Annotated in this window: 18 protein-coding genes; 1 reads left to right on the top strand and 17 read right to left on the bottom strand. The window is 38.6% G+C overall.

What is annotated here, in order from left to right; all coding sequences use genetic code 11:
• Window positions 1-13: 13 nt before the first annotated feature.
• From AAFH98_RS08900 to AAFH98_RS08845, 12 genes are all read right to left on the bottom strand, one after another.
• Complete coding sequence (locus AAFH98_RS08900; RefSeq protein ID WP_342522354.1) at window positions 14-1,042, bottom strand: hypothetical protein; 1,029 nt, start codon at window positions 1,040-1,042, stop codon at window positions 14-16.
• A complete protein-coding gene (locus AAFH98_RS08895) occupies window positions 1,006-1,953 on the bottom strand; it encodes a sulfotransferase family protein (protein WP_342522353.1) in 948 nt (315 codons plus the stop codon). The genes AAFH98_RS08900 and AAFH98_RS08895 overlap by 37 nt, the downstream gene beginning before the upstream one ends.
• Window positions 1,940-3,787, bottom strand: a complete 1,848-nt coding sequence (asnB, locus tag AAFH98_RS08890) for an asparagine synthase (glutamine-hydrolyzing) (protein WP_342522352.1) — start codon at window positions 3,785-3,787, stop codon at window positions 1,940-1,942. The genes AAFH98_RS08895 and asnB overlap by 14 nt, the downstream gene beginning before the upstream one ends.
• A gap of 3 nt (window positions 3,788-3,790) precedes the next feature.
• Window positions 3,791-4,828: a glycosyltransferase family 4 protein gene (locus AAFH98_RS08885; RefSeq protein ID WP_342522351.1), complete on the bottom strand. Its 1,038-nt coding sequence runs from the start codon at window positions 4,826-4,828 to the stop codon at window positions 3,791-3,793.
• A 435-nt stretch (window positions 4,829-5,263) separates the two neighbouring features.
• A complete protein-coding gene (locus tag AAFH98_RS08880) occupies window positions 5,264-6,094 on the bottom strand; it encodes a glycosyltransferase family 2 protein (protein ID WP_342522350.1) in 831 nt (276 codons plus the stop codon).
• Window positions 6,095-7,177 (bottom strand): O-antigen ligase family protein, encoded by a 1,083-nt coding sequence (locus tag AAFH98_RS08875; RefSeq protein WP_342522349.1) that lies wholly within the window; start codon window positions 7,175-7,177, stop codon window positions 6,095-6,097.
• A gap of 165 nt (window positions 7,178-7,342) precedes the next feature.
• Entirely contained in the window at window positions 7,343-8,371 is a 1,029-nt protein-coding gene (locus AAFH98_RS08870; protein WP_342522348.1) for a polysaccharide pyruvyl transferase family protein, read from the bottom strand.
• The gene (locus tag AAFH98_RS08865) at window positions 8,364-9,305 is read right to left on the bottom strand and encodes a sulfotransferase family protein (RefSeq protein WP_342522347.1); all 942 of its coding nucleotides are present in this window, start codon (window positions 9,303-9,305) and stop codon (window positions 8,364-8,366) included. The genes AAFH98_RS08870 and AAFH98_RS08865 overlap by 8 nt, the downstream gene beginning before the upstream one ends.
• 11 nt (window positions 9,306-9,316) lie before the next feature.
• Window positions 9,317-10,663, bottom strand: coding sequence for a flippase (locus AAFH98_RS08860; RefSeq protein WP_342522346.1), 1,347 nt, complete (start codon window positions 10,661-10,663; stop codon window positions 9,317-9,319).
• 25 nt (window positions 10,664-10,688) lie between these two features.
• Entirely contained in the window at window positions 10,689-11,801 is a 1,113-nt protein-coding gene (gene gmd / locus AAFH98_RS08855; RefSeq protein ID WP_342522345.1) for a GDP-mannose 4,6-dehydratase, read from the bottom strand.
• Between the two features lie 477 nt (window positions 11,802-12,278).
• A complete protein-coding gene (locus tag AAFH98_RS08850) occupies window positions 12,279-13,238 on the bottom strand; it encodes a GDP-L-fucose synthase family protein (RefSeq protein WP_342522344.1) in 960 nt (319 codons plus the stop codon).
• Window positions 13,239-13,295: 57 nt separating this feature from the next.
• Window positions 13,296-14,321 carry a hypothetical protein gene (locus AAFH98_RS08845; protein WP_342523458.1) on the bottom strand — a complete coding sequence of 342 codons (1,026 nt, stop codon included), beginning with the start codon at window positions 14,319-14,321 and terminating at the stop codon, window positions 13,296-13,298.
• A gap of 20 nt (window positions 14,322-14,341) precedes the next feature.
• Between AAFH98_RS08845 and AAFH98_RS08840 the strand changes: the two genes are divergently transcribed.
• Complete coding sequence (locus tag AAFH98_RS08840; protein WP_342522343.1) at window positions 14,342-14,521, top strand: hypothetical protein; 180 nt, start codon at window positions 14,342-14,344, stop codon at window positions 14,519-14,521.
• 892 nt (window positions 14,522-15,413) lie between these two features.
• Here AAFH98_RS08840 and AAFH98_RS08835 read toward each other — a convergent pair.
• From AAFH98_RS08835 to cysN, 5 genes are all read right to left on the bottom strand, one after another.
• Window positions 15,414-16,031 (bottom strand): hypothetical protein, encoded by a 618-nt coding sequence (locus AAFH98_RS08835; protein ID WP_342522342.1) that lies wholly within the window; start codon window positions 16,029-16,031, stop codon window positions 15,414-15,416.
• Window positions 16,021-16,878, bottom strand: coding sequence for a DUF4747 family protein (locus AAFH98_RS08830; protein WP_342522341.1), 858 nt, complete (start codon window positions 16,876-16,878; stop codon window positions 16,021-16,023). Before AAFH98_RS08830 ends, AAFH98_RS08835 begins: the two co-directional genes overlap by 11 nt.
• A gap of 320 nt (window positions 16,879-17,198) precedes the next feature.
• Window positions 17,199-18,194 (bottom strand): patatin-like phospholipase family protein, encoded by a 996-nt coding sequence (locus AAFH98_RS08825; protein WP_342522340.1) that lies wholly within the window; start codon window positions 18,192-18,194, stop codon window positions 17,199-17,201.
• A gap of 199 nt (window positions 18,195-18,393) precedes the next feature.
• Window positions 18,394-19,104 (bottom strand): DNA-binding domain-containing protein, encoded by a 711-nt coding sequence (locus AAFH98_RS08820; protein WP_342522339.1) that lies wholly within the window; start codon window positions 19,102-19,104, stop codon window positions 18,394-18,396.
• A gap of 1,344 nt (window positions 19,105-20,448) precedes the next feature.
• Window positions 20,449-21,729, bottom strand: coding sequence for a sulfate adenylyltransferase subunit CysN (cysN, locus tag AAFH98_RS08815; protein WP_342522338.1), 1,281 nt, complete (start codon window positions 21,727-21,729; stop codon window positions 20,449-20,451).
• Between the last annotated feature and the right edge of the window lie 66 nt (window positions 21,730-21,795).

Genomic DNA, 21,795 nt, shown 5'->3' with positions numbered 1-21,795 from the left:
AGTTATAAAAATATCAAACTGAATCCAATGGCAACTTCATTATCTGATGATCATATTCAGTAGCATAAGGAGTAAACCATAAATTATTACCATCTCCCGATCCATTCGGAAACTTGATCTGCCCGTATTGAAACAATTTCATATGTCCGAAATCCTTCTTAAACTCTTTTATTTTTTTCCAATTCTTACCCTCATCATTAGAATACCATAACTCCACAGCATCCATTCTATTTACTTCCGAAGGTTCTACTACTGTAGAAAAGAATAGCCCGTTTTCCAACGCTTTACCGTAGAATACAGGACCGCCTATCTCTTGCAGTTGTTCTACCTGTCCACTTTTACGATCTAAACAGTATATATAGTTTTGTTCATTTGGGGCATCAGTAGTATAAAAAATAGCGTCTTTAGTAAATAAAAGGTCAACTGCCCTGGTTTGTTGCGAACCTGTTGCGATTTTTTCTGGCTCACCTTTATCATTAAATCGCCATATAATTGATTCATGATCTAAATCTCCTGTTGTAACCCATAAGTTAGATTCATATTGATCCCAAAATACGCCATGAATGTGGCGAATATTATTAAATATATGATATACTGACCATTTGCTTTCTTCTAAAAGATAGGAAAAAAGTTTGATAGGTTTTCGTTCTGTATTACCTGTATAAACTCCATAATAAATACAGCTGCCATCTGAGCAAATTTTTAATGGGCGTGAACCTTTAATATTCCCAATCACCTCTACTTGGCCAATATTTTCTTCCACCAAGTAAATTTTACCAAAGGCAAAACAGGCAAAAATTCCATCCCTTATCTTGATAACATGATGTACTTCATTTCTGAATAGTCTTGACAACCAACGATTACTACTATAAAACTTTTCAGACAAAGATATCGGCAAGTTACACCAAGGTTTCCAATGGGAATTATTTCTTTTTTTACAAAACAATTTATTCCCTTTAGAAATAATAATTTTATTAGAAGAGACATACTGTACTATTCCTTTCCCTAGTACTTCCATGCTACCAAAAGCTTCTGTGACCATAATCTACAAGGTATATAAATAGCTCCCAGTATTGTTAATAGAAAGCTCAAAGATAAAACCCTCAGCTTGTTAACAAAAGAGAGTTTGCTATAAGATTCACTTTTTTTATAACCTCCAATTTTAAACGCTTGCTTACATAACAACTCAGTCAGTGCCACTTCTGTGTCTGTTAGCTTACCCTTCCATTTTCCAGTATTATTTTTTAACAATGGACCCATCGTCTCTTTTTTCCACTGTTTTTCATCTTCAGAAACTAATTCTTTAGCTTTTTCTTGGAAAGAAAGCATGTTCTCTTCAAACTTTACTCCTAAAAAATTACAAACTTTTTCCATTGATATCTCAGGCTCATCCAATAACTTCTCATAAGTTAAAAGTAGATATTTATCTTTAGATAATTTTTGCCCCTGGCTTTCTCCTATCTTCAATTGAATATAATTAGCAAAGATATGATACCAACTTGGCTTATCTTTTGACCATTCTGCCTTCTTTTTCGACAATAGAACATCCCTGGGATCTCTTACTAAATGAATAAATTTAGCACTGGGAAAAAGTTCCAAAGCAGCCTTCATAAATTCTACCAATCGGGGATCTTTGTCACCAATCTTTTGTTTATTTTGAACTTCCTTATATCTCTCTATTAAGAAATAATAAAAGTACAATTTATTGGTAAATAACTGTTGTTGCCCATCAGTAATACCTTCGACAATTCTTTCCAACTTACCATTAGCTGATACAATTTCATTGGCTGTAAACTCTCTATTCCTTCTCCATGATAAAATATTAGATCTAACAAACCCAGTCTCTGGAGGCATACATATTTTAGAATGGCTAGATAATATACTTTGTAATAAAGAAGTACCGGAACGTCCAACCCCGACAATAAAAAAGGAGACACATTTATTTATTTTCATTATACCAAGCACTTAAATATAATAATCTATAAATTTTGAATGTATTATTTTGTTTCCCATTAAAATGTTCATCTAATATCTTTCTTACTTCTTTGTAAGAGATTAGATCAAACAATTCATTATTTTTCAGGTAACTTATTATTTTATTATTTCCTAATTCCATGATTTTTGAATCAATCGGTGGATGGAATCCTGCCTTTCTTCGATCAACCAATTTTTTGGGGAGCTCTTCATAGAGCATATTTTTTAATATTTTTTTTGTCTTACTCACACTCATTAATTTCCTATCAGGCAAGTTCATAGATAGCTCAAATAATTCGTGAGTAGCCAAAGGGACTCTTAACTCTATTCCAGCTTGCATACTTGATTTATCAGCCACTAAAAAATTATGTGACAAAAACCCATATCTATCTAAAAACATTGCCTTTTTTAGGGGGGACTGAAAAGGACATTTGTCAAGTATTTTATCAATTTTTTTATCAAATTTATTAAAATTAGCTCCGTCTATAATTAATCTATCAATTTCAGCGCGAGAAAATGGTGTTAAGAGTGTATTATATTTTCTTGCAAATCCCCTTTCCCCAAAATAATTAGAAAATCTCTCAATCTTTTTTTCTAAATAATTTGATAATTTCATAAAAGGTTTAAGGAATGGAAAGAAAAAAGCAAAATACTTCCCATATTTTGCCAATTGATATCTGGGATAGCCCGAAAAAATTTCATCTGCTCCCATACCGCTCAGCATTACTTTATAGCCTTCTCTACTTACTTCTTTAGACAATCCCATTGAAGAAATAAATGTATAATCCTTAATGGGCTCTTCTGATAGTTTAGCAATATGAGTAATATCCTCTAATATTGAAGACCGATTGCCTTCCTTATTATTAAGAGAAACCTCCTTAATATCTTTGTTTAAAATACCAGCTATTTTTTTTCCATATTCATAATCATTTGTCATCCCTGCCTTTTCATATTCTTTTTCCTCAGACTTAACGATAAATGGTTTAATATTTTTTTCAACTTTAGAAAGAATAAGTGAAGAATCCACCCCACCTGAATAAAATAAACCAACTGGCACATCACTCACTAAATGATTTTCTATAGAACTTCTTACCTTCTGTCTTAATTCTTCAATATTTGTCTCTCTTTTATTCAATGACCAGTATCTCTTTGGGATAAGAGTATCTCCATTATAACTATTAAGTTTTACCTTTACATAACTTGCTGGGGGTACCTTATAAACATTCTTATATCCAGTATCTGGTTCATACAAAAATCCTGTAGAAAGGTGTTCCGTTAGCACATCAGGATCAATATTTGCCTTAGTACCTATAAGATTCCATATACCCTTCAACTCTGATGACCAAAATACCCCCCTATTGTTCTGCCAGTAATAAAGAGGTTTTATGCCCAACGGGTCTCGGACAAAAATTAATTCATTCCTTGTTCTATCAAGAATACTGAAGGCAAACATTCCCTTTAACTCACGTAATCCCTTTACTCCGTATTCCTTATAATATTTTAATAGAACTTCAGTATCTGAGTCGGTTCTAAAATTAACATTTTTACTTTCTAAATCTCTTCGTAAAGATTTATAATTATATATTTCCCCATTGTATATTATTTTAAACTTTCCCTCTTCTATACTCATAGGCTGATTAGATTCAGGATTCAAGCCTATAATACTAAGCCTTGCATGCCCAAAACCAACATAACTATCCCTATATTCAGTTATTTCATAATTTTGATAATCTGGTCCACGATGGGAAATAGAATCAACTCCCTTTTTTAAATTCCATTGTTTTTTTGATACATAACCTACAATGCCACACATATTCTAAATATTTTTAATCTTTTTTAAAATCGCTGGCATTTGTACTTCTGCATTAAAACTTTTAAAAGCTTCTTTTGCACCAGCAATTAACTTTGAATAATTTGATTGATTGATTTCTTCTATCGCTTGTTTTAACTCTAACACTGATCGTGGTTCAATTAATATACCTGCATCCTTTTCAAACATTTCTTTAATTCCCATTAAATCTGTAGCAATTACTGGAATACCAAGCCCAAAAGCCTCAATAATAATACCGGGATAACCTTCACCACTCCAAAAGGTGGGAAGTACAAGAACATCATATTCACTTAACACCTGAAGTACGTTTTCAGGCTCAATAGCACCTTTATAGATGTTTTTATAAATTGGTTTTAATTGTTGAGGACATTCATAATTAAGTTCAGGGCCATATAGATGAATATCAAAATTCGATCCTAATTCACACTTAACTTTTAAAATCGCGTTTACTCCCTTTTCCTCACGTATATGACTTATAAAAACAAATTTTCCTTTAAAATCTCTTTCCTGATCGTGAATGAGAGATTCATCAGTAATACTTCGAACATTGGGAAACCAATGAGCATTAATTTGTTTATCCTTAAAGTAATTTACTTGGTAGTGTTGTTCCCAAAATACCAAATCTGCTTTCCTAAGCTGCAAAAGAAATATACACCTCAGTAAAATGTTTTTCTGTTCATAATAATTATGAAAATTTCCACCAAAAAAGCGGAATATAACTTTTTGACCACCTATCAAGCTCCAAATTAATAAAAAAGGTGCATATAGGTAGATTAGGTTGTTATCACCATTCAATAAAACTTTGTCACTACTCCATATTTTGCAAAGTATTTGCCAATGTATCAGCAAATAAGCTTTAATTTTATTTCCATAATTGCGGTAGTTGATATCAATTACTTCATGCTTAAAATTATTTCTTTGCAAATCTTCCAATAATTGTTCAAATAATACAATCACTCCCCCAACATTGGATCGTTCATTTGTAGGAACTCTTTTACCTATTATAAGATATTTATCCTTCATAATTACTAAATTGCATATTCATTAAATTAAACTCCTAAAAGTGCTTAGTACCATGTCCCATTGGGCGCTTTTTTTCTCATAAACTATGACCACCACCTTTCAAATTTATTTGTACTCTTAATAAAATTGATGGGGCCTGCTTGATGATATTTTACAAGCTTTTGCTAAACCTTTTCCATCCCTACATAGCATAAGGGGATCTATTCTTTTAATTTACGATTCATATTCGGTAATCTTTCATGTAACTTGTTCATACTTTGCCCCCCCTATTTTATCCGTGGTTCTACAACTCTTCCTAAAATTCAAACACCACTTTCAGAAGATACATCATCCAAAGTAACTGCAAGGCCCTTTCGCTATATTTTTTTCTGATCCTAAAATGCTACATCTGGCACATTATTCAACATTTCAATTTCTCGATATTAAATACTCTATTTACATCCAATAATCATCATCAGATAAAGTAAAACTATCTCTATGCTTATCCCACCACCCTTCTTGTAGTTGAATGAAGTTTTCTTGAGGTAATAAGGTCTGTAGAATACTTTTTCTTGTTTTTTGCAACGTGGTCTTAATTAATACATTCATTGCCGATAATAATCCATAATACTTCTTCTCAATTCTAAATCTTTCTATAGAACCTAAAAAACCGTTAGATATCCCTCCCTCTTGCATGTATGTCAATAAAAAATCAATAGATCCCATTTGAATTTGTGGATGTTGTTTCGCTCTCATAATCAATTCCATATCTGAAGCAATATTATACGCTAAATTGTACAAACCCATCTTTAAATAGGCATCCTTTTTAACAAAAGTAGCTGGATGATTATTGGGTTCCAATATGCCTGATTGATGGTCAGGTGGAGAAACTTTCTTTCCTATCGTACCAGTGATATTCACTCGTCCCATCTTACCAATTAAAAAATTAATATCTGATTTCTCCTGAGCATATCTCCCTACGATATTTAGCGTGTTTTTTGCATACCAATCATCGCTGTTCAAGATCCCTATCCAATCGCCAGTAGCCATTCTTATACCTTTATTCATTGCATCATATATTCCCTCATCGTTTTCCGAAATCCACTTTAAATCATCCCCATACTTTCTAATAATTTCTTTGGTTTTATCTGTTGACCCCCCATCAATTATAATATATTCCAATTCTCCCTCATAGTTTTGCTTTAATACACTTCGTATTGTTCGCTCAATCGTATTTTCCGCATTATATGAAACCGTTATAATGCTAATCTTAGGTAATCGAGACATTTAAAAACTTTTATATTTAGTTGGATATGATATGACCAAAGATAAAATCACGAAAAATATAGCCATATTACTTAGAGGTTGACTAAAAAAAGCTGTTACTAAAACTGGAATTAGAAAAACCAGCAAACGATCCCTTCTTTTAATCAAATGCCAAATCGGTAAAATTACCATCAAAAAAAATAACCCGGCACCTACAATACCTAAAGAAGCTAATATTGCAAATATCGAAGAACCTGGAACAGAACTATTAAATAAACCTACTCCAATTATTGGGTTATCTAAAAATATTTGTATTGACTCTTGATAATGTTGTAATCTCTGCAGACCAGATTCATATGTCAGCTTTGCCAATAATCCAAACTTTTCATTTGTGAACACAAAAAAATATGATCCCAAACTTATTATTAAGAACGAAATTGCTTTATAAAAAAAATTCATTTTAAACTTTCTATCTCCTGAAATGTAATAGTAATAGAAATATGACAATATAAATACCACCATACCAGTAGTAGAAAATGTGATTAAAAGAGATAAAAACACTAAGGTTTTAAATATTTTCCGATACTTAATTGAAATATAATCTAACCCAAAAAAACTGATAACCACTAATATTTGATATATTCCCGGTTCTCTCATATATCCAATTGCCCTTCCAAAATCAATGTTGGCAATATTAGCATTTCCAAGGCCCATCATAGGAGAAAATGGGAATACTATATTTATCTTATAAAAATCTTCAATTACTCTGGGTTGAAAAATATGAAAGGCAAAATAAGTAAGATCTATTATTGAATAACCAGTTAGAAGAGTAATAAGTATTGTCACAAAGTATGATAATGCAAAGAATAAAACGGGATACACGATTGCATATAAAGCATAGTGCCAAGTCTCATCCTTTGTATAGAGCGATATTAATACACCGACAAGTATAAAGAGTTCAGTAAATACTAACGATAAGTCAAATACTGACAAAGCAAGTGCCTGTAACAGCAAATATGTCATATATATACCTGCTAAGACAATATAACTTTTCTTCTTTTCAGAAAGCCTAAAACGAAACCCTAATAACAGTATTAATATCATCAAACCTATTACACACAGGAATACTAATTCCCCATACTCTTGTAATATAGCCGGTCTTAAATTTAGTGTTATGAAGAACAGCAAAAATACAAATACAGATTCAAGGGATTTCGATAGCCTATGCATCCTGCGTGTATTTATAAATAAGAGAAATGTAGTATGGTGTCATATAGATAAGTTCTTCATATAATCTAGATATTTGTCTTTTTCCTCTTTTAAGTAACTTTGATCTATTTTAATAATATTACCATTTATATCATCTAAATTTAATCTAGAAAAAAGAGCTTTTCTTTTTGTTGAAGAAATTAACATTGCAGCATTTCCAAAAGCCAATGTTGGTATACATGCATGAACTCTATCACTTATAGTAAGATCAGTATTAGCATATAAATTTAAATACCCAAAAGGCGTTTGAGAAACAAAGGAATTGGGCAATCTAAAAAGTTCAATTGAGTTATTACCTTGAATTTTATGAGTTGGTCTTACAATTTTTCTTCCAGCTGATTCTTGAGGAAAATTTCTAATTAAATCAAAATACTTATTTATGCGAAAAGGTAATTTAAGTCTATGATTTATAGTTAAGTTATTCCAAGTATTCTTGTCTTCTTCATCAAACCCATTTAAATTAATTTTCGGCTCAACAATTTTATCAAATGTAAATGTACAATAATCTCCTAATTTTGGGGTTTCATATTTCGTAAAATAATCGCTACAAAAAAAAGCGGTATCAAAGCCGTTATAGCTATTTTCTGCTAAATCAGCATAATGTTCGTAAGTAAATTCATCCCTTGTTGTAAATAAATATGGATTATATTTCTTTAAAACAGACCTGCAATACTTTACCTCCTCCTTATCATAACCTATGCTACCAGCATTCATTATGATTAACTTCGTTTTATCGTTATTTGAAAACACCCTTTCAAATACAGGAATTAATTTATTCATTGGTTTTTTCTGGAACATTGGACCAGATAAAACAAACCAATCAGGTTCAGAATAACTTGGATATTTTAGATCATTTTTTTCTATCAAAAACCTTGGTTGGTGCCATGCTAAAGTCGAAAGCTGATCTGTCTGTATTACTTTGGAGTCTTCAAATGTATTTTCTAAGATATACTTGACTCCAAGTGTAAAAAAAGAATTACCGATATTGTTAGCCCAATGGCTATTGTGTAAAAGTATCGTATTATGCATTATTAAGAATTATAGATTTAATTTTTTGTTTAGTTATACCATATCCAATCCTGATAATATCAGAGGGTAACCTAAAAAAATGGTTTGGGCAAACATTCAAACCATTTTTTAATTCTGAAATAGAGTACCCAATCTTATTTAAGTTTTTTTCTCCAATATTATCCAAGTATTTATACGCCCATTTTTTTCTTACATGAGTATTATAAGTTCGTCTCCACTTTTCAATTGAGTCAACTGATATTTCGGAATACTTATCTGTACCAGTTTGATCACCCATCCTACCAGTAAAATCAATATCATTAAATTCACTAAGTAAGTTAGAAGTGTATTCCAAGTTCAAATATTGAAGTATCTCCTTAATATGTATTTCTGGATTACTTACAAGGTCTTCATATTTAATTTGAAATATTTGATGTTCATTATCACTACATGTATTTATCAAATTATTCAATCCATCAAATAAATCGATGTAATATTTATAGACATTCCATCTACCTTTCCCCCAAGATTCAATCATAGAAGAAATAACAGCTAACGGGTTCCTCCATAAAAAGATAAACTTTCCATGGGGGAACATTTCTATAATTTGGTCACATATTAAACTGTATCTGGGAGTTTTATCTAAAAAATAGATAGCATTATTATTCGAAGCCAACTTATAGTTATTCAATACAAACTGTCTTAATAGCCTTTGATAGGAAGCTTTATTATCCGCATCAATTTGGTTTCTAAAATCATTAAATCCTTTTCTGAATTTTGAATAACCATACTCTGTTTTAACACCATTATCTTTTGACATATAAATCAACGGAAGTAAGAACCACGTCTCAGCCGTTGTAGATACCATAGGGTGTGAAGCAAGGGTTCGTTGTAACAGTGTAGACCCAGACCTAGGAAGTGAAAATATAAATATTGGACGGATTTCTTTATGCATTCTCTAATTATTTAATCAAATAATATCTTCAATGAAAATATTGAAGTATTCACATTTAAATATTTAATTCCCCAGTAAACCAAAATAAAATTCCATATAAAAAATGTAACAATAGTAGCAAGTGCTGCTCCTTCCATTCCATGATTTGGAATTAAAAATAAATTTAAAATAATATTCAAAACTGTAGAAATTGCCACCCCTTTTAAAACTAGCTTTTCATATCCTGTCATATTTAACAGCAAGCCTATTGATCCCGCCCCTACATTTATTAACTGTCCTATACAAAGTAATATGAGTGTGACGTGACCTGTTGCAAACTCAGCCCCAAAAAAAAAGCTAAGAATTTCATAACCGAAGGATGACAAAAAGATTGCAACAGGTACTGATACACCCAAACTTATAAATACGCCCCACGTGGCTATCTTTTTGAGAACTTTATTTTTTCCCTCAGTATAAAATTTTGAAAAATATGGCGCTAATACAGCATTCATCGCCAACAGACTAAATGCTACTAAAGAAGAAGCTTTGACCGTTATTTCATATACTCCAACATTCTCAGAACTTTTAAACCATCCCAGCATTAAAATATCCACCTTATTATTTAAGACAAACATCCCTCCTGTTAATAAAAAAGGTATGGCAATTGAAATCCATTTTCGACTTAAATATTCTGTATCAGAACTAAATACCTTAGATGGAAGCTTTTGCCATAACCAAAAAGTTCCTATAAGAAAAACTACGAGTGCTGATATAACATGTAGCATCATTGCATTATCGGCATAAATACTTCTATTAAAAAAATAGAAGTACCCGAGTACCATTATTACTAAAAAAGCTTGCCTTAGAATCTTATCAGGCAATTTACCTAGAACAACATATCGTAATCCTCGTAAAGCTGCCCCACGAAGTGCTCCCAAAGCTATGATTGGTAATAATAATAAACCCCAATGAAGTGTAGAAAGTCGTTCTGTAGTTAAAGAAAGTACCCTTAAAACAAAATAAGTACCTCCTATCATTGTTATAGACAACACAAATACAGCCCAATTGCTCCATTTGATTAGTCCTTTCAATTTCCCCCATTCTTCATTTGCTTGGTATTGTGCGACAAAACGGACTAATAAGTTTGGTAAGCCTAATTGAGTTGGCATTGCCAAAGTTGAAATTAATGCATATACATATACATAATTACCATAACTTTCAGCACCAAGCAATCTTGCAAGAACAACTCCCAATAAAAAGCCCAAAATAGCATTACCAAACTGTATAAAAAAACTACCAAGGGACCCTTTAAAAATAGAACTCTTTAAATCCTTTCCTTTTAATAAAGTCTGAAAAAAATCTGGTAACAAATTCTTCAACTATATTTTAATAACTATTTATAGATTATAGAGCTATATTTTTCATATCCATTTTAACCATATCCTGAACTAAATCATCAATAGAATAGTTGACTTCCCAACCCAATTTTTCTCTGGCTTTTGAGGCATTTCCCAACAAAACATCTACTTCGGTCGGCCGAAAATACTGGGAGTCGACTTCGATAATTGCTTTGCCTTTTGAAAGTTCAAGCTTTGAAGTTGAAAGCTTGGTAATATTTGAAAACTGTTCTTTATCAACAGAATCAATAACTCCTTTTTCATCGACTCCCTCACCTTCCCATTTGAGATCAATACCGAGATAGCTGAATGCCATTTCGCAAAACTCTCTAACTTTCGTTGTTTCTCCGGTTGCCAACACAAAGTCTTCCGGTTCTTCCCGCTGAAGCATCAGCCACATGCCACGCACGTAGTCTTTCGCATGTCCCCAGTCACGCTTGGCATCAAGGTTTCCAAGAAAGAGTTTCTTTTGCTGTCCGGTTGCTATACGCACCGCTGCCCGGGTAATCTTTCGGGTCACAAAGGTTTCGCCCCTTCGTGGTGACTCGTGGTTAAACAAAATTCCGTTTACTGCAAACATATCGTAGGCTTCACGATAGTTCTTGCAAATCCAGTAAGCATAGAGTTTCGCAGCAGCATAGGGGGAACGTGGATAAAAAGGGGTATCTTCGTTTTGAGGCATCTCCTGCACTTTTCCATAGAGCTCAGAAGTCGAAGCCTGATAAAATTTGGTTTTGTTTTCTAGTCCAAGAATGCGAATTCCTTCCAACAGTCTCAACACCCCCATGGCATCTACATCAGCGGTATATTCCGGCGATTCAAAGGACACCCCCACGTGGCTTTGGGCCGCGAGATTATAAACTTCATCGGGTTGGGTCTCCTGAATAATGCGGGTCAGGTTAGAAGAGTCGGTCAAATCACCGTAGTGCAAATAAAAAGGCAACCCTTCGTAATGTGGATCGTGGTACAGGTGATCTACACGGTCCGTTTTAATGAGACTAGCTCTTCGCTTTATGCCATGAACTTCGTAGCCTTTATTCAATAGTAATTCGGCTAAGTACGAGCCATCCTGTCCGGTGACTCCGGTTATTAGTGCTGTTTTATTTCTTGATGCACTCACGTTGTAGTATTTATTTAAAATTTTCTAAAAATCTTTTCTTGCCGCCTTTTCGCTTGACCCAAAAGGTTCGTAAAACTCAAGAGAATTTTAACTCCTCGGTGCTGATTTTATTCATCAACGCTGATACCATTCTATATTAGCACCTCGTCAGACAGAAATTTCTCCAGTTTCGTTTTGACACTTTCAAAAGTATGAATTAACAGTTATTACCTTTTTCAAGGTTTCAAATTCGACATAAAAATTTTGAGCAAAGGTCAAAAGATGCGTTTATGCATTTAATACCGATAAGTATTTTATATCAATCTCAATATGTATGTGGATCACAAAAATGCATGGATCTTGAAGGCTGAAGCTGAATTCAAAATTCAAAGTCTTGATCTTTTAGATTAAGCCAAAAGGCATACTATAAAACTTTTAAAGAACAAATAATCAATAATTGTAGGAGTTATCCCCAGACCCCTCTTCAAAGGGAGTCTTTTAAGGTTCAATTTCCACTTCCTTAATTTCATCTTCATACTCTAAATACCATTCATACGTCGATCGAATACCATCTTCTAACTCTATATTATACGTCCAGCCTGCCTCGTTCATACGGCTCACGTCCATCAGTTTTCTGGGCGTACCGTCCGGCTTAGAAGTATCCCAGTTGATATTTCCTTCGTGACCAATGATATCCTGTATCAACAGTGCCAAATCTTTGATTGTGATATCCCTACCTGTTCCTACATTATACAGATCGTGCTCCATCTGGTTCTTCAGCGTAAAGAACACCGCATCGGCTACATCATCCACATGCAAAAATTCGCGCATTGGTGTGCCGGTTCCCCACAACGGTACGGGACGATTACCTTCTTCTTTAGCCTCATGGAACTTTCGAATCATAGCCGGTAGCACATGCGAGGTTTCCAAATCAAAATTATCATGGGGGCCGTACAGGTTCGTCGGCATCAGTGATACATAATTACGATTATACTGGCGCCGCAGAGCCTCTACCATTTTTACGCCTGCAATCTTGGCAATGGCATACCATTGGTTAGTTGGCTCCAACTCACCGGTCAATAACGCATCTTCACTCATCGGCTGGGCGGTATGCTTTGGATAAATACAAGAACTGCCCAAAAAAATAAGTTTGCTAATATCTTGCTGGTGTGAAGCCGCTATAATATTATTCTGTATCTCTAAATTTTCATATAGAAATTGCCACGGGTATTCATCATTAGCTAATATCCCTCCAACTCGGGCCGCAGCGTCTACAACCACATCGGGGTGCTCTTCTTCAAAGAACTGTTTTACGGCCTGTTGATTGCAGAGATCTAACTCAGAACTGGTTCTGTAAAGAAGATTCTCATATCCCTCCTGTTCCAGCTTTCGCTTTACAGCCGATCCGACCATGCCTCGATGGCCGGCAATATAAATTTTCGACTTCTTATCTAACATTCAGCCAAATAGTTTTCTAACCTTTAAATTTCAATATCCAACCTGTGAGTAAGAATACTACTCAAAACGAACCTGCTCGCTTCTCCACCAACTGCTCAGCAACACCCAACCCAAACTAATAATACCGCCCAACATCCCAGATACGATCAAAACAAGTAGTCCCGAAGTATTATCCTCCAACGGAACGCTCACCGGTTCCAACACCGAAAGCACCGGTGTCTCCTCCTGCAGGTCCAGTTTTGCCTGTTCCTGTCGCTGGGCAAGAGAATTATATAAATTAAAGGTCAGGTCGTACTGCGACTGCAATTCCTGTTCTCGACTCTGCGCCTTAGCCGTCGCTAAATTTATATTACTGTCCCGAAACTCTGCCAGCCTGCTCTGTACTTCTTCAAAACGCTTTTTAGCTTCCTGCACCTGCTCTTGTACAAACTGCAGATTTTGTCGGGCCTTTTCGGTACGATATTCTTCAACATTTTTCCGCAGTAACTGAATCCCTTTCTGTCCCACCTCTGCTGCGGCCCGAGGGGTGGGGAACTCACTTGTCAGCGTTAATATTCCTGTTTCCTGATCCACCGAAATTGAAAGCCTTTCGCGTAGTGTCTTTACCGTTTCCATCTGTTCTTTCGATAGCGATAATACTGCTTCGCGATCTACTTTCTGTGGCAGCGGACGATCTTCCTGCTCTTCTTCAAATAACCCAGCAATCTTGCCGGGCAAACCAATAGTAAACTTCCCGATATACCCAAATAATGAAGGGGAATGAATTTCATTAAAAAAGGCATGCACCGTGGCGGTGGTATCATACCTCGAAAAATAGATTTTTGTATTCATCAGTTCTACCTGGTAGGGCAAACTCTGCACAATATTCGGATACAGCTGCGGGGGAATAGAACCTTCCTGTCCGCCACTTAGCTGTCCCCCACTGATCCCCAGCATGCCTCCATATTGCTGCAACAAACCAGCAGCCCCACTTTGGGCCGATTGGCTTTCGGGCATAAGCGTGGCTTCGGTAGAATATTCTTTGGGGCTAAAAAGGGCGATTAGTAAACCTAACACTAAAAAAGCCCCGGTAATCTTGGCGATAAGAATACGTTCATTCCAGAATGTCTGCGCCAGCTCTATCAGGTCTATTTCATCTTCTTCGATGGGTTGGTAGCCGTATTCGGGTGGGCCGCCGTAATAGCCTTGGGGCGGTGGGTTTTGGGGCCTTTGCCCTTTCCGAGGTTGAGGATCGTGATGCTCGTTATGTGGGTTTTCGTTGCTCAGCGCTGCGAATTATTTAGTAGTTCTTATTATAGTTTATTGCAAGTAAAAAGTAATTCAATTGTATTCAGGTTGAACGTCATAGGTTGAAGGTTAACTTTCAACATTCAACATGTAACCTTCAACAATTAACTATGCCTCTCTTCTTAACCTCAACCTTGATCCCTAAATCAAGTCATATCAGTGAGGCTATCTCAACAGTCGCTTAAAGTAAGGAAATATCGATCTTTTAGAAAGCTGTATTTGCTGTTCTTTTCGCGACTGTTGGCACAGATCCAAACGGATTGGCACCCGTCACCTGTCCTCGGTCCTCCGTCAACCGTCGTCAGTCCTTTAATCCTACGCGAACCCAATGGCAGGAGATTCTTCACTTCGTTCAGAATGACACTGCTTTTAATTGCACCTTCAACCTGAAACTTTCAACATTCAACCTACCCAACACACCCCGAGCCGCCACTTCGTGGCAGCCCACCCCTCTCGAGAGGGGAATTACTCCTGCCCATTTCAAGGTTTTCTAACCGGGCCTACGAATAATCTGTGCAGGGCAGCGGATGCCCGGAATAAATTCGCACCGGTGGTTCTTCCATTAATAGGTACCCCCTATAACGGACCATCGAATTTATTCAATCCGTTGTCCGAAACGCTTAGATTATTCTCAGCCTTGATTTTTTAGTCCCTTTTTTATCAAGAAAAAAGGGGCATCTCCAAACGTTCTTAATTACAAAAATGAATGGATTAATATAAACTACACCAAAGATTATAAGCCAGTTCCTTCGTTACAACGCTGAGCATTGTAACGAGATACCGAAGTAATAACGGTCCTCGGTCACCCATCATCCGTCTCTTCACAGCTTTGGCACTCTGCAACTTTGTCACTTAATCACCTAATCACCATTCACTGCTTTTAAGCCGTCATCGGTCGTCCCTCAACCGTCGGCAGCTTCGCTGCCTCTTCCTCAACACCAAATGCAGGTGATAGTTTTGTGCCAGCCCAAAGATGATCATCACCATCTGGTAAATCGAAAACAGCGAAACCAAGATAAGAAGCATTAATAATCCGAATCCTATATTATTTATCAGTCTGTATGCCGGGGCTACCCAGTCGATATACACCTTCGAAAACAGCTGAAACAGGAAGGCGGTCATAAGGGTCATTGATTGCAGCACCAGCGTAAAGGTAAAGGCGAAAATAACTTTTTGATAGAGCGTCAGTCCCCCTTCATCTACTGTGGTTTTTCTCAGAAATGCGCGGTCGCGAAGCCCAAAGAATATGCCGAAGCCGGCCAGCAGCACGGCCTGCATGTCAGGGAAGATACGCAGGGCCAGATCGATAAGCCCGAGCAGCATATCTCGAGCCGGCAAGCCTACCCACAGCAGTATGCCCATGATCGCTGCACTAACCGCCAGGGGAATACCCAGGGTCTGTTTTAATTTATTCTTTGGATACAACCGGAACAGGTCACGGGCACCCGACTGGTGCCGGGCCCGCAACCGCTTTATTTGTTTTGGAAGTTGGCTATTATACTTCATTGCGCCGCCCATATGTTTTCATCATATGATGGACCACCGCCGCTGCCTTCTCTCCTTCACCGCAGCGAATTTGGAAGATGCGCGGGTAGTTAGAAGTATCTACCGTCTTCTTTTCTCCCTTGCCGTTTACAATCTGCACCGAAGCGCGACCGTTGCTCGGCACCAGCCCGGCGGCCCCCATCAGAAACTCGCTTTTCTTCAGGTCTACGCTCTTGCCATCCCGCGCTCGTCCGCGGATCTCCAGGTGCTCAACCTCCGCATCCCTCAGCTGATTGTCTACAAGGGTGGTGTACTCGTCATTGAGATCCTGATTGCTGAATGAGACATGAAACGTAATATCAAGGATGTCGCGGGCACTAAAGATATCCTCAAGAAATTTCGGGGATTTCTCTAACGTAACGTGCACCTCTTCATCCTTCCGAGCGGCCCGGTTGAGTTCTGCCTTCAGAAACTTCCCCACCATCGAAAGGGATAACTTATCGAGGCGCATTAGCAGGCAAAAGCGATGCAGGGCCGGAATAAATAGGTATTCTATGACCCGAAAATTGGGACAGGGTATCTGGGCACCGGATTGTTTTTCGGCTTCACATGGATTGAAATCATACCACTGATGGCTATGCTCTTCGCAGAACTTGCCAAGGTATCCCTTTAGCACTGGTGTTCCGGCAATATAGCACTCCTCCATCGAAGCAAGCATCATGTAGCAACGGGATTTGCGAATCGGCTCCGGCTTGCGCAGCCAATGCAACGTATGGAACAGACGCGTGTAAGTGGCCGGCATGCGCTCCCGGTCGGTAAGCAGGCGGATATTGAATACAAAGAAATGTACCTCTTGTTGGTTGCTCATAGTATGTCTCTAATTTTTGATTATGATAGTATGATGTTTTACAAATCAATCTCCCTTAATCCCTCTTCTCCAAGAGGGATTTTTTTGAAGCCTCTATTTGGTCTTAAGCCTAATCTCAAAGTGTAAGAGTTCCTCCTTGCCTGCCCCGAGTAATTCGGCGGGAGAAGGAGGTCAGGAGGATTGATAACATTCACTTCTGCCACCTTTTTTTAATGAAATAACACGTTTTGATTTCATACCCTCCCCTCCCTAAACCATTAGGGAGGGGTCGGGGGCATAATAAGGGTATGAATTCCACAATCCGCCGAACTGATCCCCTTCTACAGGGCTTCCCGAAACAAAATCATCGGTTTCGGATACGGCTCCATCGACAGCACCTCGCGTGCTCGGTCGCGCCCAACCTGCATCAGGCGGCGAACGTTATCGTTGCTGAAATCCATCGCATCCCCCAGCGGCTCTTTGGGAGCAATAATCAGCGGATGAACATGCCGGTAGATGCGTCCGGTACGGTGGCGCAGCTCGACGCCCTCATCTTCTGCCTGACGTACCAAGTTATTGATCGTCAGGAAGCGGGCGATATCCTCATAGAAGATTTCATCCATCATGATATCGATCGAGCGGAAGGCGATGTCGATGATATCACGGCTTTTTACCGGACGCGGCAGGCCATCCGTAGGTTTAGTGGGGATAATAATGGCGCGGTGCGGGTTATACGGCAGTACTTCGCGGATGGGCGAAATATCGCGGAGTCCGCCGTCTACACATTGGTAACCATTGACTGATACCGGGTTGAATACTGCCGGGATGGCCGTAGATGCCAGAATGCGGCAGATCTCTTCTTCGTTGATGGTATGCGGCTCTTGATGAGGAATGGAGGCGCGTATATATCGTCCGGTTTCCAGCTTCACGTAGCCAAAGGTGAAAGGCACGGTAGTCGGCCGACCGTTCAGGTGCTTCCGCAACAGGCTGTGCAGCGGCTCGTTGTCGTATTTGGAAACGGGCGGTTTGCCCAGTCCAATTTTGTATTGCAGGTATCGGCGGGCCAGCCCGGCCAGCGTCTTTTTTCGGTATATCTGTTTCGGTGTAAGTTGCTTCCACACCTCAATCATGGTCTCAAACTGATCGGTAGCCAACATGGCTCCGTTCAGTGAACCTACGCTGATGCCGCTGATAACATCGTAGGTGAATCCCTGCTCGCGCAATACCTGCAGTACCCCTGCCTGGAAAGCCCCTTTGGCTCCTCCGCCCGGCAGCACCAGGGCCGTACGTTCTTCGGTTTTATAAGAATAATTATATGAATCATTATGAATATTCATCTCTTATCTCCTGATTTTTGATTAATAGTAAACCTGCCGGGCCGCCAGCCCCGACAGGTAATTTTTACTGTTTGTAACATTGTCATTATAAGGCCAGTGATATTGTCCTTATAAGGCCGGTGTTGCTCTCCTTATAAGGAGCGTGTCACCGACATACTAAGGGGAGTGATAGTCCCCTTATAAGGATACTGACGATATACTATGGAGTAGCTTCTACCACCAAGGGAGTTGAAAGGATACCTGATCGTATGGTGGTAGTGCCGTTTAGGATGCTGCGAACCTCCAGCCGGTATTCACCCGCAGGAAGGTCCGGAAGCGTAAAGATGAGCTCTTTCGGCATATTGCGCAGCGGAGAACGTTCTACCCGGTGTTCGGTACCGTCTTGGGTATTAATAAAGAAGATGCCTTGCTGATTATCTTCCTCATCAAACTTGAGCAGAGAACCTTTAATGCGAGCTCCACCTTGTGGGGTAAGCAGCTCACTTCTCGTCCCTGATACATTATCATGCAGATATTTGATATCGGGTGCCGGCTCCGATCCTTCTATGCGAGTAGGTTTTATAGAGGCTGTCAGGTTTCTGAGCCTCACACCCGAGTTGATATTTAACTGTACCTTATGCCGGTCAGCATCAAACGGATCCTCCTCTTCGTCAAAAACACCGGTAACACTTGATGAAATATTCACCAATGGCGTCACCACTGAATGACCTTCTTCAAGAATGTTTGAAATAGCCTGTGTGATTTCCTCGAACACCGCAAGGGCTTCCGCTTTGGTGACGGTAGATCCTTCTCGGGTCATCTGCTTGTACACATCCTCAATAGTATAACTATTAGAATTACGACTAACAGCTCTATAGTCATTGGGATTATCAGTGATATGGTTCGGAACTAAATAATACTCTAAAGACATATAGTCTATTGTTTTAGTTATGGTTGGCCGGTCCGTACCGAGCCCGTTTCGCGATAGGCAAAGCAGCGTCTCTCCGGTACCGGGTTTTATTTGTTTATGATGGACGCAATTGGAAACTACGTCCACGTTCTTGATTCAAGTTTTATATTTTTTTCAATTGATGATTTTTATTTGATTTGCAGACAAGAGTAGGCTGGAAGATACTTGTTACAAAATAAATTTATTTTTTAACCCTCTCCTGCCTTTCGAATCCACTCACTATCCCAGCCCCCTTCAGGCCAACACCGGTCAAAATAAAACCCTTAACCTCAAACACCGTCGTCGGTCACTTTACACTTGTAACTCTGAAACGTCATCACATAGATGCTTCTAAGTGAACCTTCAACCTGTAACTTTCACCATGAAAAAGAATGCGGTTTTAAAAAGCACCTCCATACTTATAGAAAGGGATTAAGCTTGCTCTACGAAGTAACACCAAACATAGTAGAGGGATTTCCAATTGCTACTTTCACGGGTTTCCCCCTTCCCTAATTGTTAGGGAAGGGCCGGGGATGGGTCACCTAATCACTGTTTTTCAATCCCCTGCATCCCCTTCTCCAAGGGGAAAAATGTTCTTAATTATCTCATAAACAAAAGCCCCTCCATAGTTATAGGGAGGGGTTTGGGGTGGGTCAAAATATTAATCGTACGTACAGCTCACTCACAACTTTGTACAGGAGTTTGGTTTTAAAACGTTTGGGGACGGGATGCATCAAGAGAAATATGCTTTACAGTCTTATAACCCGGCCTACGAATAATATGTGTAGGTCAGCGGATGCCCGGAATAAATTCGCACCGGTGCCCCTTTCCTTCACAGGCAACCATGCAACGGTCCATCGAATTTATTCAATCCGCTGATCTGGAATGGGTAGATTATTCTCAGCCTTGATTTTTTTAGTCCCCTTTTTATCAAGAAAAAAGGGGCATCTCCAAACCTAAAGCTATGCCACAGTAGAGCTACAGCACGAGAAAATTGGAAGTTACCAAACGTAGCCCTCACGTCAATCCCCTTCTCCAAGGGGAATTACCAGTACCAACCTCATGAGTTTTAATCCTTTGTCACTTTGCATCTTTATTACTCAGTTACTTAGTCACTCCAAAAAACTTCACGGTTTAAAAGTCCCTCCCTACTCGTGGGGAGGGATTTAGGGTGGGGCAAAAAACAAAGATTTCTCCACTCCGGCTCAAAACCACAGCCTCCGGTCGAAATGACAGATCGATCCTCCGTCACCGGTCGTCAGTCCTTTGCCACTCTGTCTCTTTGCAGCTCTGTTACCTTGTTACTTAATCACTAAGTAACTGCCCTTAAAGAATCATCCCTGCTCCAACAGTTTCATTGGTATATTCATCAATAAGAATAATACTGCCCGTCTTGCGATTGCGTTTATAGGAATCATAAAAGAGCGGCTTCGTTGTTCGGATTTTAATACGTCCGATATCATTAAGCCCAATCTCCTTATCCCCTTCCACGCGGTGCAGCGTATTGATGTTTACTTTGTATTTCACATCCTTGACAATGCATCGCGCCTCTTTGGTGGTATGCTTGATAGCGTACTTTCCATTAGGATCAAGCGGCTCTTTATTTAGCCAGCAGACCATCATCTCAATATCTTGTCCCACAGTAGGCTGGTTGTCAGGTTTGGCAATCATATCCCCGCGGGAGATATCAATATCGTCTTCCAAAGTCATCGTTACCGACATCGGAGAAAAAGCTTCCTCTTCATCCTGCTCAAAGGTTTGAATCTTGTCAATTTTGCTGGTAAATCCGGAGGGCAATGCAATAACTTCATCACCGGGTTTAAAAACGCCACCGGCAACTTGCCCGGCATAACCACGGTAATCGGGATAGTCGGTAGATTGCGGACGTGTAACCCACTGCACGGGAAAACGGCTGTCAACGTGATTATAATCACTACCTACCTGCACGTTTTCGAGTGTATACAACAGCGTCGACCCTCCGTACCACGGCATATTATCGGATTTATCCACAACGTTATCACCATACAGGGCGCTAATGGGCACATAATGAATATCTGGGACATCAAGCTTGGAAGAGAAGGTCTTAAACTCCTGCTTGATTTCGTTATATCGCTCCTCACTGTAATCCACCAAATCCATCTTATTAACACATAGTACTACGTGCTTGATTCCTAATAGCGAAGAAATAAACGAATGTCGACAAGTTTGCTCAATCACACCATTACGCGCGTCCACCAGAATAATAGCCAAATTGGCTGTAGATGCCCCTGTAACCATGTTTCGCGTGTATTGCACATGTCCGGGCGTATCGGCAATAATAAACTTTCGGTTCGGCGTGGAAAAATAGCGGTATGCCACATCAATGGTGATGCCCTGCTCGCGTTCGGCCGATAGTCCATCGGTAAGCAGTGCCAGGTTCGTATATTCATCTCCCTTCTTACGACTGGATTCTTCAATCTTCTCCATCTGGTCGTCAAAAATAGCTTTCGAATCATATAGCAAGCGACCAATCAAAGTACTTTTACCATCATCCACGCTGCCCGCCGTCGTAAAGCGGAGCAAATCCATATCTAAATATTTCTGTGCTTCGTTCTTTTCAGTGCTCATTATGGTTATTCAGTATCTTAAAAATTAAAATCTTACTATCACTTCTGATAAGTTAGGTGTTAAGTA

The sequence above is a fragment of the Fodinibius sp. Rm-B-1B1-1 genome (genome assembly GCF_038594945.1).
GTDB classification, from domain to species: Bacteria; Bacteroidota; Rhodothermia; order Balneolales; family Balneolaceae; genus Fodinibius; species Fodinibius alkaliphilus.
The sequence above is the reverse complement of the archived record's forward strand: the minus strand, read 5'-3'. Positions and strand labels throughout refer to the sequence as shown.

Bases quoted from the DNA above. Each gene is read 5' to 3' on its own strand.
- AAFH98_RS08900 (WP_342522354.1), bottom strand. From the start codon at position 1,042: ATGGTCACAGAAGCTTTTGGTAGCATGGAAGTACTAGGGAAAGGAATA.
- AAFH98_RS08895 (WP_342522353.1), bottom strand. From the start codon at position 1,953: ATGAAAATAAATAAATGTGTCTCCTTTTTTATTGTCGGGGTTGGACGT.
- asnB (WP_342522352.1), bottom strand. From the start codon at position 3,787: ATGTGTGGCATTGTAGGTTATGTATCAAAAAAACAATGGAATTTAAAA.
- AAFH98_RS08885 (WP_342522351.1), bottom strand. From the start codon at position 4,828: ATGAAGGATAAATATCTTATAATAGGTAAAAGAGTTCCTACAAATGAA.
- AAFH98_RS08880 (WP_342522350.1), bottom strand. From the start codon at position 6,094: ATGTCTCGATTACCTAAGATTAGCATTATAACGGTTTCATATAATGCG.
- AAFH98_RS08875 (WP_342522349.1), bottom strand. From the start codon at position 7,177: ATGATATTAATACTGTTATTAGGGTTTCGTTTTAGGCTTTCTGAAAAG.
- AAFH98_RS08870 (WP_342522348.1), bottom strand. From the start codon at position 8,371: ATGCATAATACGATACTTTTACACAATAGCCATTGGGCTAACAATATC.
- AAFH98_RS08865 (WP_342522347.1), bottom strand. From the start codon at position 9,305: ATGCATAAAGAAATCCGTCCAATATTTATATTTTCACTTCCTAGGTCT.
- AAFH98_RS08850 (WP_342522344.1), bottom strand. From the start codon at position 13,238: ATGTTAGATAAGAAGTCGAAAATTTATATTGCCGGCCATCGAGGCATG.
- AAFH98_RS08840 (WP_342522343.1), top strand. From the start codon at position 14,342: ATGTCTGCGCCAGCTCTATCAGGTCTATTTCATCTTCTTCGATGGGTT.
- AAFH98_RS08835 (WP_342522342.1), bottom strand. From the start codon at position 16,031: ATGAAGTATAATAGCCAACTTCCAAAACAAATAAAGCGGTTGCGGGCC.
- AAFH98_RS08830 (WP_342522341.1), bottom strand. From the start codon at position 16,878: ATGAGCAACCAACAAGAGGTACATTTCTTTGTATTCAATATCCGCCTG.
- AAFH98_RS08825 (WP_342522340.1), bottom strand. From the start codon at position 18,194: ATGAATATTCATAATGATTCATATAATTATTCTTATAAAACCGAAGAA.
- AAFH98_RS08820 (WP_342522339.1), bottom strand. From the start codon at position 19,104: ATGTCTTTAGAGTATTATTTAGTTCCGAACCATATCACTGATAATCCC.
- cysN (WP_342522338.1), bottom strand. From the start codon at position 21,729: ATGAGCACTGAAAAGAACGAAGCACAGAAATATTTAGATATGGATTTG.